This is a genomic window from Paracoccus sp. MBLB3053, assembly GCF_031822435.1.
GTDB lineage: Bacteria > Pseudomonadota > Alphaproteobacteria > Rhodobacterales > Rhodobacteraceae > Paracoccus > Paracoccus aurantius.
On sequence record NZ_JAVQLW010000001.1, the window covers coordinates 2,592,271 to 2,606,367 of the forward strand.

The following is a 14,097-nucleotide window of genomic DNA, read 5'->3' on the forward strand; positions in this document are numbered from 1 at the left end:
TCTGCTTATTTCGTTGCCACAGCCTTATCCCTTGACGGGCTCGGCGGCAACTCCACGGGAATTCAGCGGGGAATGACGATTTCGGCGCGCAGTCCCCCCAACCTCTCGCCGTCGACCAGCCGCAATTGTCCGCCATGAGCCCGTGCGATATCGGCTGCGATCGACAGGCCAAGCCCGACCCCCTGTCCCTTGTTCTGGTTGCGGGCAGGGTCCAGCCGGGTAAAGGGCTTCAGCGCCTCATCGCGACGGTCGGGCGAGATGCCGGGGCCGTCATCCTCGACCGAGATACGGAACCAGCCCGGCCCCAGCGCTGCGTCGACCTCGGCATGTTCGCCATAGCGCACCGCGTTGCCGATCAGGTTCTCGACGGCGCGGCGCAGGCTGTCGCGCCGGAAAGTCGCGACCCCTTCGTCGTCGCCCTGCAAAGGCCCCAGCTTGACGGCCTGCCCGCCCCGACGCGCGTCGGCGACGATCCCCCTGACGAAATCCAGCGCCGGGATCCTGGCAGGCGGAGCGTCCTGGGCTGAATCCCGTGCATGTTCCAGAAACGCATCCGCCATGATGCTCAGCGCGGTCACGTCGCTTTCCAGCGCGGCGATCTCTTCAGGCTCGGGCGGCAGGTCCTGGGACAGCATCGACAATCCCAGCTTCAACCGGGTAAGCGGCGTCCGCAGATCGTGGCTCACGCCCGAAAGCATCAGCTTGCGTTGTTCGTTCTGGCGTTCGATCCGGCTTCGCATCTCAAGAAAGGCGGTGCCTGCGCTGCGGATTTCGCTCGCGCCGCCAGGACGATAGGGGATGATGCGGCCCTTGCCATATTCCTCGGCCGCCCGGGCCAGCCGCTTGATCGGCCGAAGCTGGTTACGCAGGAAGACGGTCGCAATCGCCGTCATCAGAAGCGACGTGCCGATCATCAGGACAAGCAATTGGTGAGGATTTGACGCACTGACCCGGATTCGTGCGAAAACAAGTTGGTATGGCCCGAACTTACCGTCAAGAGTAACACGGACTTCGCGCCGCTGGCTTAGATCGACCGCGCTCACCTGGTCCACTCGTTCGTGCAGTTCCTCGATCACCACGCGACCGGACAGGTCGAAGAAATCGTGATAGTCCCTGCCCGAATCCGGTGCCGGCAGGATGAGTTGCAATTCCAGCGGTGCCGCGACAAGCTCGGCATCCACCCGGGCCGTTTCGATATCAGGGGCAGCGTCGATGCGCATCGCGACAAGCGCGATCTCGCGCGTCATGCCCGAGGTCATCTGCCGCGTCACGTCTTCGAAATGGCGCTGAAGGAACATGATGGTCACGACGATGGTCACCACGACGACGGGCAGGAACAGGATCAGCGCCGCCCTTCCGTAAAGCCCGCGTGGCATCAACCGTTTCAGCCATTCGAAATTCATTCTGCCGCCTCATATGCGGGCCTTCCCGGACGCCCGACTGCAAGCTAGGCTAGCGCCATGTTGCACATGCCGGAAGCCCTGCGGGTCATAACCGCACCAAACCCTTCGCCCCTGACCGGGCCCGGAACGAACAGCTTTCTGCTTGGCCGGGACGGCATTGCCGTCATCGATCCCGGCCCCGACCTGCCAGAGCATCGCGCGGCGTTGGTCGCGGCTGCGGGCAGCGGCAGGATCACGCATATTTTCGTGACACACGCCCACCTTGACCATTCGGGCGGCGCCAGGGCGCTGGCGCAGGAAACCGGCGCGCCGGTCTATGGCTTCGGGCCCGCAACGGCGGGGCGGTCAGATCTGATGCAGCGCCTTTCTCGCGAGGGAGATCTTTCGGGCGGCGAAGGGCTCGACCGCGACTTTGTGCCGGATCATGCGCTGCGCGACGGGGAACTGGTCGAAACTGACGAATGGTCGCTCAGGGCGATCCACACACCGGGTCATTTCGCGGGTCACCTGAGTTTCCAGTCCGGTGAGCAGATCTTTTGCGGCGATGTCGTCATGGGCTGGTCTTCGACGCTGATCTCGCCCCCGGATGGAGATCTGGCGGACTATTTCCGCACGCTGGCGCGGCTTGGGGCGCTTGCCCCCCGCCGCCTGCTGCCCGCCCATGGCGAGGCCATCGAAGATCCGGCCGCGCGGATCGCAGATCTGGCAACGCATCGCCGCAGCCGGACCGCGCAGATCCTCGCGGCGTTGCGCGCGGAACCGGGAAGCGCTGCGGAAATCGCCGCCCGGATCTACGACGTGCCAGCGCATCTTCTGCCTGCCGCGACGCGCAATGTGCTTGCCCATCTGATCGCACTTGCCGAAATCGGTGCGGTGTCGACGGGCGAACCACTTGAATCCCGGGCGAAATTTCGCCTCGCCTGAACGATTTATCGTTTCATTTCATAAAATTGCAAAGTTTTTGAAAAAAGTCGCGGGACCCTCTGGACGCCCCCGAACCGCATCGCTATACACCGCCTCGTGTTCCGGCGTAGCTCAGCGGTAGAGCAGTTGACTGTTAATCAATTGGTCGTAGGTTCGATCCCTACCGCCGGAGCCAACCAGACCGCAGCCATCTTGATGGCACCCGTTCCGGCGTAGCTCAGCGGTAGAGCAGTTGACTGTTAATCAATTGGTCGTAGGTTCGATCCCTACCGCCGGAGCCAAAATCTCATAACAATCTGGCTACATTGCGATAAATTTCGCAATTCAGGGCTGTGGCAAGAGTTTTGCCCGAGGCTTCGCACAAAGCCTCGCCGATGTGTCGGCCACATGCCGGGCTCAGCTCAGGACAGGTTGCCCGCGTCGTTGCGAATCCCTCCGCAAGCGCGGGGCAAATCGAGCGTCCAGAGCGAAAGTCCTGACCGTCCGCACGCCGGTCCGCTCCTGTTTCAAGCGTGCTGGACCGCGTATCCGGGGCGGGCATTTGTGGCGAGGGATGCGTTTGGGCTGCCACCGGCCGAATGCGTCCGAAGCAAACGCGCGGCCATTCAAGGGCAAACGGTCATGCGGCGATGCAGAAGCGGCGTCATGCACCAGGATTGAAACCGGACCACCTTGTTGAGGCAAAGCACCCTGCCGCGCGTGCGGTAAGGCTTGCTCCGCAAATAAGGTAGAGAGATAGCCGATTTTCGCCCAGACGAAACTGACCAACAGCCTCGGGAATTACCCCCTACCTTCAAGGTCATTATCCTTGCTTCATGTCAGGGTTTCACCAACAAGCGTCCCAACATTGCCTGCAGCTTGGCTATGTCGTCCGGTTGGAACTCCGAGCTAAGGCGTTCTTCATACTTGCCCATCCGGCCATCGGCCTCATCGCGCAAGGCCTTGCCCTTGTCCGAGGCGAGGATCACGACATTGCGTCGATCACTCGGATTTGGAACACGATAGACCAGCGCCTCATTCACCATCCGGTCGATGAGCTTTGTCATGCTGGGCGCGGCGATCGACAGTCCCTCGCCAAGAGCCCTCATGGTCATTCCGTCCGGATTCGCGTGCAGAAGCGAAAGAACCCGCCATTGCTCGACGGGAAGCCCGTCACCCGACAACTGCCTAACTAATTGGCGGTTGAGCTCCATGAGCACGTGGACCAGGCTGTCATCCCGAGCTTGCGTAGACATTTCTCACGTCGAATTATTGCGGATGGAAACATAATAATGGCATTCTCGCAGGTATCAAATCGAAACTGCCGAGAGCGGGGAGGGCCGGCGTGTTTTCATATGGTGCCATGTTGGAAAGCCCACAGCTCAGCCTGTTCCAGGCTGGCGGCAACTTCATCTCGCGCGTTGCGACACGAAAGCCGAGCGTACTCGAAGGTGAGGATCGGGCTTCTCGGAGGCCGATAAGGATCGGACTTCTCGTTCCATTTCGGGGAGCGGATGCGATCTGGGGACCGTCCTGCCAATATAGCGGTGTCCTTGCAGCGGCAGAACTTAACCAGAAGGGCGGCATCCTTGGACGGCCGGTGCAGCTTTCGGCAGCCGATGCCGGTGGCGATCCAGAACTGGTCGAAGACAGGGTCAGGAAGCTTTTGGCGACAGATGGCGCGGATGTCTTGATCGGGGTTCATCTGTCATCCGTGCGCGAACGTCTTTCTCGCGCGTTCGGCAATCTTATTCCCTATATCTTTACTCCGCTCTACGAGGGCGGCGCGACTGAGGACGGTACTTTCGCGATCGGAGAAACACCCGCAAACCAGCTCGCGGGCGCGGTCGATCATTTCACTTCCGACCTGGGCGCAAGGAGTTGGTTCCTTATGGGCCATGACTATGTCTGGCCGCGCAAGACACATGATTGGTTGTCGCGCCACCTGCGCGCCTCGGGCTGCGAGGTCAGCGGCGAGGAATACCATGACCTGAACGAGGACAATTTCGAGGCCGCGCTCGACCGGATCGAAAGGGCTCGCCCCTCCGTGGTCATGCAGTCACTGGTCGGGTCGGCATGTCTGGAATTCAACCGGGCCTTTGCGCGGCGCGGCCTTGATCGCCATGTCCTGCGCCTGAGTGGCGCGCTCGAGGAAAATACGCTCATGGCGCTGGAACCGGAAGCGCGGCGCAATCTCTATTGCGTCTCCAGCTATTTCGCGTCGCTCGATTGTCGCAGCAATCGCGACTTCCTCGAAAGATATTATGCCGTCTTCGGCAAGACCGCACCGGTGCAAAGTGCTCTCAGCATCTCTTGCTACGACGGGATGAATTTCTTTGCCGCATTGGCCGAGGGGGCAGGCAGCATCTCGCTGTCGCGCCTTGGAGAAGCTTTCCACCGCGGTCTCGTATTCGAGGCCGCCAAAGGTGCCGTCCATTTGGTGAACGGCACCTCCGTCTCGCCGACCTATCTTGCCAAGGCAGGCGAGGCAGGATTCGACATTGTCAAGCGTTTCGCCCCCTGAGGCAGCGCTCCGCCACGATCGAGTCGCAACACCGCGTTCAGAAGAAGCTGTGCCCCCAGCACGCAATCTTCGTCCGCGGTAAATTCCGCCGGATTGTGGCTGAGCCCACCCCGTGAGGGTACGAAGATCATCGCCGTCGGCGTGATCGTGGCAAGATTGACCGCGTCGTGCCCGGCCCCTGAAACCATGGAGAAAGCCGGCAGACCCTCATCTGACATCGCGCCTTCGACCGCAGCGATGACCTCAGGCGCGAATTTGGTCGGTCTGTTTCCGAAGACCGGTGTCAGCCGCGCCTTGATCCCAGGTCGAACCGCGTCAACAAGATCGCGCAGCCGTGCCTCCATTTGGTCCAACCCTGCCGTCTCGACATGACGTAGATCGATGCTCAACGCCACTCGTCCCGGGACGACATTCCGCGAGGCATTGGGAATGGCGATTTCGCCAAATGTGGCCAGCCCACCTTCCTCGGCGGCGATCTTATCGACGGCCAAGGCCAGCCGCGCGGCTTCGAGGAAGGCGTCGCGCCGGTCTTCACGCGGCGTGGTGCCAGCATGGGCCGAGCAACCTGACAGGGTCAGCTCATACCAGCGCAGCCCTTGCACGCCGGTGACTGCGGCGGCCCGCCGCCCCGTGCGTTCAAGAACTGGCCCCTGTTCGATATGCAACTCGAGCCATGCCGCCAGCACAGTCTCCCCCGGTTCGGTTGCGCCGGCCAGTTGCAAGGCGTCGAGCGCATCTCCCAAGAAAGTCCCTGACCGGTCCGTCGCCGCGCGCATATCCTCAAGTGCGTAAGTGCCGGAATGCACGCCCGAACCCAACATGGTCGGGGCGAAGCGGGCTCCTTCCTCGTTTGTCCAGTTCACGAGGCAAAGCGGATGCCGCGTCGAACGGCCAGCAGCCTGCAGCGCACGAACGGCGGCAAGACCGGCCAGCACGCCGAGAATTCCGTCATAGCGCCCGCCGGTCGGCTGAGTGTCCAGATGCGATCCGAACCCCAGCGGCGCAAGGTCGACATCGGTGCCGGGAAAATGCGCAAACATGTTGCCGATGCGATCCAGATGCAGGTCGCCTCCCAGGTCCTTGACCTGACGGGCAAGCCAGGCCCGGACCTCGGCGTCCTCGGGGCTCAGCGTCAGGCGGCAGATGCCGCCTTCTGCCGTCGCTCCGATCTGCGCCGTCCTATGCAGATCGGCGAGCAATGCCGCGCCGTCGATCCTTGGCGTGATCAAAGCTGGATCCCCACGGATTTGACCTCGGTATAAAGCAGGATGGCCTCATAGCCCTGCTCGCGGCCCCAGCCGGATTGGCGGAAGCCGCCAAAGGGCAAGGCCGGGTCGATGACGTGATGCGTATTGACGCCGATGGTCCCGGCCTTCAGGCGCTTGGCGACCTTGTGAGCGCGCGAGACGTCCCGGGTAAAGACCGAGGCTGCCAGCCCGTAGATCGAGGCATTGGCCTCGTCAACGATGCTGTCGAGTTCGTCATCGCCGAAGCTCCGGGCGACGAGGACCGGGCCGAAGATCTCTTCGCGCACGACACGCATCTCGGCGGTCGTGTCGCTCAGGATCGTGGGTTCCAGGAAATAGCCTTTGTCGCCGACGCGATTTCCACCGCAGTAAAGCGTCGCGCCCTCGCGCTGGCCTTCTGCGACATAGGCCGCGACGCGCTCGAACTGCTCGGCCGAGACCAGCGGCCCGATCTGGGTCGCCGGATCGAGCCCAGCGCCGATCTTCATGCCCGAGGCAAATTCTGCCACACCCTTGAGAACGCGATCGGCGATCCGCTCGTGAACATAGAGGCGCGTGCCAGCGGTGCAGGTCTGGCCCATGTTATAGAAGCAACCATAGGCCAGTGCCGGAATGGCCGCCTCGAGATCGGCATCTTCGAAGACGATCATCGGGGATTTTCCACCCAGCTCAAGTGAGACCTTCTTGAGGTTTCCTTTGGCTGCATCCAGGATAAGCTTGCCCACTTCGGTCGAGCCGGTAAACGCAATCTTGTCCACCTTGGGATGGGCGGCAAGCGCCGCACCGGCGGTTTCCCCGGGACCGTTCACGACGTTGAAGACGCCCTTGGGGAAGCCGGCCTCCTCGACCAGCTCGGCCAGACGCAGCGCGGTCAGCGGCGTCTGCTCGGCGGGTTTCAGCACGATGGTGCAGCCAGCCGCCAAGGCAGGCGCAACCTTCCAGCAGGTCATCATGAACGAGAAGTTCCAGGGAACAATCTGGCCGCAGACACCGACAGGTTCGCGCAGGGTATAGGCGTGGACCGGCGCGCCGGAACTCAGCGGAATGGTTTCGCCGGTGATCTTGGTCGCCCAACCGGCCATGTAGCGGAACAGCTCGTAGGAAAATGTCACGTCCCCGGCGCGAGCGTCGCTGACCGGCTTGCCATTGTCGAGCGCCTCGAGCTGGGCAATTTCATCGGCATGTTTCTCGATCAGATCTCCCAGCCGCCAGACCAGCTTGGAGCGCTCCATCGGCGACAAGCTCGACCATGGCCCGTGGTCGAAGGCCGCGCGCGCGGCCTCTACAGCCAGGTCAATGTCGGCAGTTCCCCCCTCGGCGACATGGGCGAAGACCTCGCCCGATGCCGGGTCGATGACTTCGAAGTGGCGCCCCGAAGCTGCCTCGACCCACGCACCGTTGATATAGAGCTTCCCGGCCCGCGCGAGGAAGGCCGTCGCGTCGGCGCCCAGGAGCGCCAGAGTGTCATTCACGGACATCAAATACCTCAGAGCTTTGCCGAAATTTCATTGGCAGTCACCAGCACGACGTCGCCATCGAGGATCGGCTTCACCACCTCAAAGAAGCGGGCGCAGGCGTCCGAATTGTTGTGCCGGTCCATCGCATCCTTGTCGCGGAAACGTTCATAGGTGGTCATGACACAAGGATCGCTCACGTCACGGCTGATGAAGAAGCCCAGCGTATCAGGCTCGTTGGCGGCAACATGGCGCGCAACTTCGGCAAGGGCATGGCTCAGTGTGTCCTCGTAGCCGGAACGGACGCGGATGACGGCGGAAATGGTATACATGATGGATCTCCTTTGAATATCTGGTCAGTAGCCTGTGGCCTGCAGATCGAACTCCTGTGCCAGCCCGCTGTCGCGGAAGGCGTTGGTTGGCACGGCATGGGACAGTTCGCCGCGCTGGATGATCTGCATGCGATCGGTCAGTCCCAGCATGAATTCCAGGTTCTGTTCGACCAGCAGCACCGAGAGGTTGCGGGCACGGGCGAGACGGCGCAGCGTGTCGCGGATCTCTTCGATGATCGAGGGCTGTATCCCTTCGGTCGGCTCGTCCATCAGGATCAGCTTGGGTCGGGCACAAAGGCAGCGCCCCAATGCCAGGATCTGCTGCTCACCCCCTGAAAGCACGCCACCTTCGCGGGTCAGGATCGGCTTCAGCCGCGGCAGATCTTCTACAACCTCGTCGATGATCCGGATCGCTTCCCCAGGAGATGCCTGATGCGCACCCACGGCGAGATTCTCGCGCACTGTGAGCTGCGCAAAGATTTGCCTGCCTTGCGGTATGAGTCCGAGGCCCGCGCGTGCACGAAAGGCCGGCGAGGCCTTGGTGACGTCCTTTCCTCCCAGCAGGATCGTTCCGCCGGTGGCAGGGATATGGCCTGCAATGGTGCGAAGCAGGGTCGATTTCCCCATGCCGTTATGGCCCAGGATACCAAGGCATTCGCCCTGCCGCAGTTCAAGGTCGATGCCATGCAGGATCGGAATGCGACCATATCCCGAGCGGAGGCCCGAAATCTGAAGAAGCGTCTCAGCCATTGCTTTTTCCCAGATAGACATCGCGAACGATGGCATCGCTCAGAACCGTCTCGACCGGACCTTCGGTAAGTATCAGGCCGCGATTGAAGACGGTAACGGTGCTGGCAATCTTGCGGATGAAGGTCATGTCATGCTCGACCACGACCACGGTATGGGTGGTATTGATCTCGCGGATGATCTCAGCGAGACGATTTACTTCAGTCTTGTTCATCCCGGCCGCAGGCTCATCGAGCAGGACCAGACAGGGATCCGAGGCCACGATCATCGCCAATTCGACCAATTGTCTCTGGCCATGTGCGAGATGCCCGAGGATCTTGTCGTGTAGATGCGCGATCTCGACGCGTTCGAGGACTTCGGCGATCCGGCGCTCGCGCAGGACGCCGTCGCGCATGGTTCTGAGTGAAAGCCACAGGTTTTCATGCACCGACAACCCGTCGAACAGGCTGGGGATCTGCGTCTTGATGCCGATCCCCAGTCGCGCAATCTCGTGCCTCTCACGGCCGGGGATCGACTGATTGGCCAGCAGGATCGAGCCCCGCGTGGGCTGGTATGTCCCGGTCAGACAGCGGAAGAAGGTTGTCTTTCCGGCACCATTCGGTCCGATCAGGCAGCGCAGTTCACCCCGTCGCAGATTAAAATCAACGCCGTCCAATGCTTTGACGCCACCGAAATGCATGGCCACGTCGCGGGCCTGAAGAAGCATGTCGTCCATCACGCGGCCTCCGCTTCGCGCAGCGCGCGTTTCCTGCAAGTCACCAGGCGCGAGGCAATCGGTTGCAGCCCATTGGGAAGAACCAGGACCATGACAATCAAGAGTGCGCCGAGGGCGATATTGGGATCCACCGCGCCGGTCTTGCCCAGCCATGCCGTCAGCATCTGCAAGGCGATGCAGGCGATGACCGGGCCGATGAAATAACCGACACCGCCGACCACGACCCAAATCAGGACCTGGGCCGACGTGGCCAAGGAAAAGAGCGTGGGGCTGACGAAGACGACATTTGCAAAGAAAACACCTGCGAGCCCAGCCAGGGCCGCCCCGGTCGTCCAGACGACGAGCTTGAGCCGCCGCGCGTTGTAGCCGAGCAGTTCGGCACGCATCTCGTTTTCGCGCACGGCGATAACGGCCCGGCCAAGACGCGAGATGGCGAAGAAACGCACCAATCCATAAGTCGCGATCAGGGAGATACCCACAATCCAATACATTGCCTCGGGCGCGAAGGGTGCGCCGGTCAACGGGTTTTCAAGGAAGGGTGTCGCGGGAATTCCGTTGAAGCCACCAAGCCGCGCAGTGCCGACCTTCCAGGCGTCGCCCCCTGTCGCGTTGATGAACTTGAACAGGATCAGGGTCACGGTCAGGGTGATGACGCCCAGATAGACGTCGCTGAGCCGCCCGTAGAACAGGAAATAGCCGAGAGCCGCGGCAAACAGCGTGGGTACCGCCAAGCCGATCAGGACGGCAAACCCCGTATCGCCGAAATTGATCGCCGCAATCGCATAGGCATAGGCCCCGAGGCCCAGGAAGGCGCCCTGCCCAAAGCAGAGGATGCCACCGATGCCCCAGGTGAGACACAGGCTCAGCGTGAAGATCGCCATGACCATCCAGGTGGTCATGTTCAGCATGGTATGAAAGGCGGCCAACTGGGCAATAAGAACAAGCGCTCCCAGCCCTGCCAGCCCGGTGATGGCAACCTGAGCCGGTGTTGAAATCTTTCCCTGTCGGTGCATTATGCCTTGCCCTTGAAAAAGCGTCCGGTGATCCCCGTGGGCATCAGGCGCAGGAAGATTGTGGCCGCCAGAAGCAGCGCGATATCCCCCATGACCGGCGAGACCAGGATGTTCATGGTGGAGTTGATGATGCCCAACAGGCCCGACGACATAGCCGATCCGAGGATGGGGCTGGCACCACCGGTGATCACGGTAATGAAGGCCTTGGCGACATAGGCCACCCCCATGGTCGGCACCACTCCCGAGACCGGCGCCAACAAGCCGCCGGCCAAACCGCTGAGAGCCGCCCCAAGCGAGAATGTCACGGCATAGACGCGCGAGGGATCGATGCCCAGGCTTGCCGCCATCTCTCGGTTCTGCATGGTCGCACGCGCCCGCAATCCGGCACGCGTGCGCATGAGCAGGAAGGCGCAGCCGGCGTAAAGCGCGATAGCTATGCCCAGAAGCACGATGTCGTAGCTGCCGATGGAGTAATCTCCGATGCGCAGTCCGCCGGTCGGCGCGGCGATGCCTACGACACGATTGCCGAAGAAGGTCGTGGCGCAACCGATGAGCAGCAGAGACAGGCCCCAGGTCGCCAACATCGTATCGATCATCCGCCCGTAGAGATGGCGGATCACCAGTCGTTCAATGATGAAGCCCAGAAGCCCAACGGCAAGCGGCGCGACCACCAGCATGGCGATCCAGATGTTGACGCCGGCCTGCGTGGCGAACACGGCGGCAAATCCGCCGAGCATGATGAATTCCCCATGCGCGAGATTGATCACCCGCATCATGCCGAAGATGACGGCCAGGCCGAGGCTGATCAGCGCCAGGTTGCCGATCGTCGTCAGCAATTGAAGCAATGTGACCAGAAGGTAGTCCATGATAGGTCCTCTGACGGAACGCGCGGCACAGCAGGGTCCTCTCCGCGCGGCGAACCGCGCGGATTTTCCTTGCTCGTGGCCCGCTCAGGCGGGTTGGTCGCGCGACGAGATTAGATCTCGAACTGACGGGTCTCGTCGGGGTTCTTGATCAGGTCGCAGACAGCCGCGGTATCGCTGGGCTGCTGCTTGGCGAAGGTCTCGATGATCTCGAAGCTGTGGTTCTTGACGCGGCCGATATGCACGTCGGTCGCGCAATGATGCGTGGACGGGTCGATAACCGATTGACCGCCCGGACCATCGAAGGGAATCCCTGTCTCAAGTGCCTCGATGACGGCCAGTCGATCCGTCGAGCCCGCCTTGCGTACCGCGCTGGCCCAGTGATGAACCGCATTATAGGTCGCCGACGCATGCTCGGTCACATATGGCGCATCAGGGCCGAACTTGCCGTGATAGCGATCGAGGAAGGCCTTGTTGATCGGGCTGTCAACTTCCTGGAAATAGCCAAAGGCAGCGTGCACGCCATCGGCCTCCGCCGGGCTCAGAACGATATGTTCGTTGCCACCGCCGAACGAGGTCGAGATGATCGGGATCTGCCCCGCCATACCCGCGGCCGCCCATTGGCGGAAGAAGGACATGTGGTTGCCGCCCACCAGAAGCGTGTAGATCACGTCCGGCTTGGCTGCCTGGATCTTCTGGATGGTGGCCGAGAAATCGGTGACGTCGAGCGGGAAATATTCCTCGGCGATCACCTCGCCACCGGCTTTCCCGGCATATTCCCGCACCCATTTCGCCGAAATCGTGCCATAATTGTAATCCGCCGCCAGCACATAGACTTTCTTCCCCATGTTCTGCACGGCATAGGGCAGCAGCACGCCGATGGTCTGGGCAGGCGTCGAGCCGGTGCAGAAGGTATTGCGGTCGCAGACACCGCCCTCGTAGAGCGGGGGATAGAAGTAAAGCGTCCGATAGCGCGACAGCAGCGGGCGGATCGCCTCGCGCGAGGCCGAGGTGATGCCGCCGAAGACGACGCTGGCCTTTTTCGCGGTCGCCGCTTCGGTGCTGTACTGGGTGTACAGTTGAATGCTCGATTGCGGGTCGTATTTCGCGACCTCGATTTGCTGGCCCAGCAGCCCGCCCGACTGGTTGATCTCGTCAATGGCAAGATCAAGGCAGGAATCGATGGGCTGGCCATAGATCTCGAGGCCACCGGACAGATCGAAGATCGAGGCGACTTGGATAGATGAACCGGCGAATGCGGGCCTGGCGATGAACGGCGTAGCCAGCACTGCGGCCGTGCCCTGAAGTATTTGACGACGATTCAATGACATTCATGTTCTCCCGGTTGTCCGTCGCACATCTGATGCGGTGCTCTCACGAAACAGTTACACCTCGTTAATATTTTCGCAAGGAAAATATTAACGAGGTGTAACTTTCCTCAGCCCTGCTGAAAGGCGTGGTCACGCACATGGCTGAGCCGGTTTCACCGAGCTAATGCTTGCGGTGAGATCGGGGCCATGCCGACACCATTTCCTCCCGGCATGGGATCACGAATTGGCTTTCCTGCACCGATCCGCCCAAGCCTGGGGTCCTGACGGCGAGGGCCGTGGCTCATAGCCGCAAACGGGCCGGATGGAGTTTGTCATTCGCTTTGGCGAAGCCTCATGCTGCAGGACGGGGCGAGCTTGCTTGCGCCGCCACGACCAAACCTCGGGCCGATCAGCGATCGCCCTGGGGTGGCGCCTCCCCGCTTGGCCAAAGCCGGGGGGGCACAAGCACAATCTGGCGTTGTCAGGTCCCGCCGCATGGAAAGACTGCCCTATCGGCTTGAGAAATCGGGGATTTTCCATCCCTTGCAACAGGGTGCTGCGGGACGTGACAGGTTTTCGGAGCAGGTACTCTAAAGGCGACTTGATCGCCCGGCGCTTTCGCGCGGACAGTCCAAACTTCTCGGATCGGTCAAATTGCGCTAGAATTCCCGGCAATTGAATGTGGCGCCTTGTCGTTCTTGCCTCTTGTGCTTGGTTAGTTGGTGGTGGGCCGGTCCATGTATCATCTCTTGCTGGCCCTCTGGATCGCTGGCTGTTCCTGGCTTGTTGCCGCGTCCGCCGCAGCGGCCTGCGCGGCCGTTGATTTTGCTGCGATGCCGCTGCCACAAAGCGACCACCGACCAGAGGTCCAGGCACTGCTGGCGACCTATCCCGACCTGATCCTGTCCCAGGACGGAAATGCTGTCTCCCGCGATGGCAAGGACTGGCTGCCACTGGGAGAAGACCGCGAGATCACGGCGAAACAGGCTTTGGTCGACGCGGCGCCACTCGATCAGTTCCTGCAAGCCTATCCGCTTGGCACGTCCCCCGCCTCACTGGCCGAGCGCCGCACACCGTATTTCGATCCCGGCAGGTTTCGGAATGCGAAGCTTTTCGAGATGCTCTGGTTTTCATCGGAAGCCGAGGCCCGTGCAAGCCTGGTAGGGGTGCCCTTCACCGGCCTGTCGGGTGCAACCGTCACGGTCACCAGTCATCGCGGCGTCGATTGCCAGCTCCGTGCCGTCATCGCCGGATTGCAGGGGGCCTCTGAAAACGTACGGGCCGTGTTCAGCGCACCTGGGGGCGGGTTCAACTGGCGCCGGATAAGCGGGACCGATCGGCTGAGCGCGCATAGTTACGGCATTGCCATCGACCTCGATCCAGAACTTGGAGGCTATTGGCGCTGGTCCTGGGCGGTCGAAGGTCGGGTGGGCGACTATGACAACCGCATCCCGCCCGAGGTGATAGATGCCTTCGAAACCTATGGCTTCATCTGGGGCGGCAAGTGGCATCATTTCGACGGAATGCATTTCGAATACCGTCCCGAACTCATCCTGCATTCCCGAATTTCCGCACGCATGAGGTGA

Annotated in this window: 13 protein-coding genes and 2 tRNA genes; 5 read left to right on the plus strand and 10 right to left on the minus strand. The window is 61.6% G+C overall.

Annotated elements, in window-relative coordinates; translation table 11 throughout:
- Nucleotides 1-62: 62 nt before the first annotated feature.
- Nucleotides 63-1,403 (minus strand): ATP-binding protein, encoded by a 1,341-nt coding sequence (locus RGQ15_RS12945; protein ID WP_311160692.1) that lies wholly within the window; start codon nucleotides 1,401-1,403, stop codon nucleotides 63-65.
- 57 nt (nucleotides 1,404-1,460) lie between these two features.
- Here RGQ15_RS12945 and RGQ15_RS12950 point away from each other — a divergent pair, with 57 nt between their 5' ends.
- From RGQ15_RS12950 to RGQ15_RS12960, 3 genes are all read left to right on the plus strand, one after another.
- On the plus strand, nucleotides 1,461-2,327 hold the full coding sequence (locus RGQ15_RS12950) for an MBL fold metallo-hydrolase (RefSeq protein WP_311160693.1): 867 nt from the start codon (nucleotides 1,461-1,463) through the stop codon (nucleotides 2,325-2,327).
- A 100-nt stretch (nucleotides 2,328-2,427) separates the two neighbouring features.
- Nucleotides 2,428-2,502, plus strand: a tRNA-Asn gene (locus RGQ15_RS12955).
- Between the two features lie 31 nt (nucleotides 2,503-2,533).
- Nucleotides 2,534-2,608: transfer RNA gene (locus tag RGQ15_RS12960), tRNA-Asn, on the plus strand.
- Nucleotides 2,609-3,145: 537 nt separating this feature from the next.
- Here RGQ15_RS12960 and RGQ15_RS12965 read toward each other — a convergent pair.
- Nucleotides 3,146-3,562, minus strand: a complete 417-nt coding sequence (locus RGQ15_RS12965; RefSeq protein WP_311160694.1) for a MarR family winged helix-turn-helix transcriptional regulator — start codon at nucleotides 3,560-3,562, stop codon at nucleotides 3,146-3,148.
- A gap of 89 nt (nucleotides 3,563-3,651) precedes the next feature.
- Here RGQ15_RS12965 and RGQ15_RS12970 point away from each other — a divergent pair, with 89 nt between their 5' ends.
- Entirely contained in the window at nucleotides 3,652-4,830 is a 1,179-nt protein-coding gene (locus RGQ15_RS12970; protein ID WP_311160695.1) for a substrate-binding domain-containing protein, read from the plus strand.
- Here RGQ15_RS12970 and RGQ15_RS12975 read toward each other — a convergent pair.
- The 8 genes from RGQ15_RS12975 to RGQ15_RS13010 all read right to left on the minus strand — a co-directional run bounded on the left by RGQ15_RS12975 (nucleotide 4,773) and on the right by RGQ15_RS13010 (nucleotide 12,532).
- Nucleotides 4,773-6,059: a M20 family metallo-hydrolase gene (locus tag RGQ15_RS12975; RefSeq protein WP_311160696.1), complete on the minus strand. Its 1,287-nt coding sequence runs from the start codon at nucleotides 6,057-6,059 to the stop codon at nucleotides 4,773-4,775. The genes RGQ15_RS12970 and RGQ15_RS12975 overlap by 58 nt on opposite strands.
- Complete coding sequence (locus RGQ15_RS12980) at nucleotides 6,056-7,555, minus strand: aldehyde dehydrogenase family protein (protein ID WP_311160697.1); 1,500 nt, start codon at nucleotides 7,553-7,555, stop codon at nucleotides 6,056-6,058. Before RGQ15_RS12980 ends, RGQ15_RS12975 begins: the two co-directional genes overlap by 4 nt.
- Nucleotides 7,556-7,563: 8 nt before the next feature.
- Nucleotides 7,564-7,863 carry a putative quinol monooxygenase gene (locus RGQ15_RS12985; RefSeq protein ID WP_311160698.1) on the minus strand — a complete coding sequence of 100 codons (300 nt, stop codon included), beginning with the start codon at nucleotides 7,861-7,863 and terminating at the stop codon, nucleotides 7,564-7,566.
- Between the two features lie 24 nt (nucleotides 7,864-7,887).
- Nucleotides 7,888-8,613 carry an ABC transporter ATP-binding protein gene (locus RGQ15_RS12990; RefSeq protein WP_311160699.1) on the minus strand — a complete coding sequence of 242 codons (726 nt, stop codon included), beginning with the start codon at nucleotides 8,611-8,613 and terminating at the stop codon, nucleotides 7,888-7,890.
- Nucleotides 8,606-9,325: an ABC transporter ATP-binding protein gene (locus RGQ15_RS12995; protein ID WP_311160701.1), complete on the minus strand. Its 720-nt coding sequence runs from the start codon at nucleotides 9,323-9,325 to the stop codon at nucleotides 8,606-8,608. The genes RGQ15_RS12990 and RGQ15_RS12995 overlap by 8 nt, the downstream gene beginning before the upstream one ends.
- Complete coding sequence (locus tag RGQ15_RS13000; RefSeq protein WP_311160703.1) at nucleotides 9,325-10,338, minus strand: ABC transporter permease subunit; 1,014 nt, start codon at nucleotides 10,336-10,338, stop codon at nucleotides 9,325-9,327. Before RGQ15_RS13000 ends, RGQ15_RS12995 begins: the two co-directional genes overlap by 1 nt.
- Nucleotides 10,338-11,204 (minus strand): branched-chain amino acid ABC transporter permease, encoded by an 867-nt coding sequence (locus tag RGQ15_RS13005; RefSeq protein ID WP_311160704.1) that lies wholly within the window; start codon nucleotides 11,202-11,204, stop codon nucleotides 10,338-10,340. The genes RGQ15_RS13000 and RGQ15_RS13005 overlap by 1 nt, the downstream gene beginning before the upstream one ends.
- Nucleotides 11,205-11,314: 110 nt before the next feature.
- Entirely contained in the window at nucleotides 11,315-12,532 is a 1,218-nt protein-coding gene (locus RGQ15_RS13010; protein ID WP_311160705.1) for an urea ABC transporter substrate-binding protein, read from the minus strand.
- A gap of 716 nt (nucleotides 12,533-13,248) precedes the next feature.
- Here RGQ15_RS13010 and RGQ15_RS13015 point away from each other — a divergent pair.
- Nucleotides 13,249-14,097, plus strand: coding sequence for a M15 family metallopeptidase (locus tag RGQ15_RS13015; RefSeq protein ID WP_311160707.1), 849 nt, complete (start codon nucleotides 13,249-13,251; stop codon nucleotides 14,095-14,097).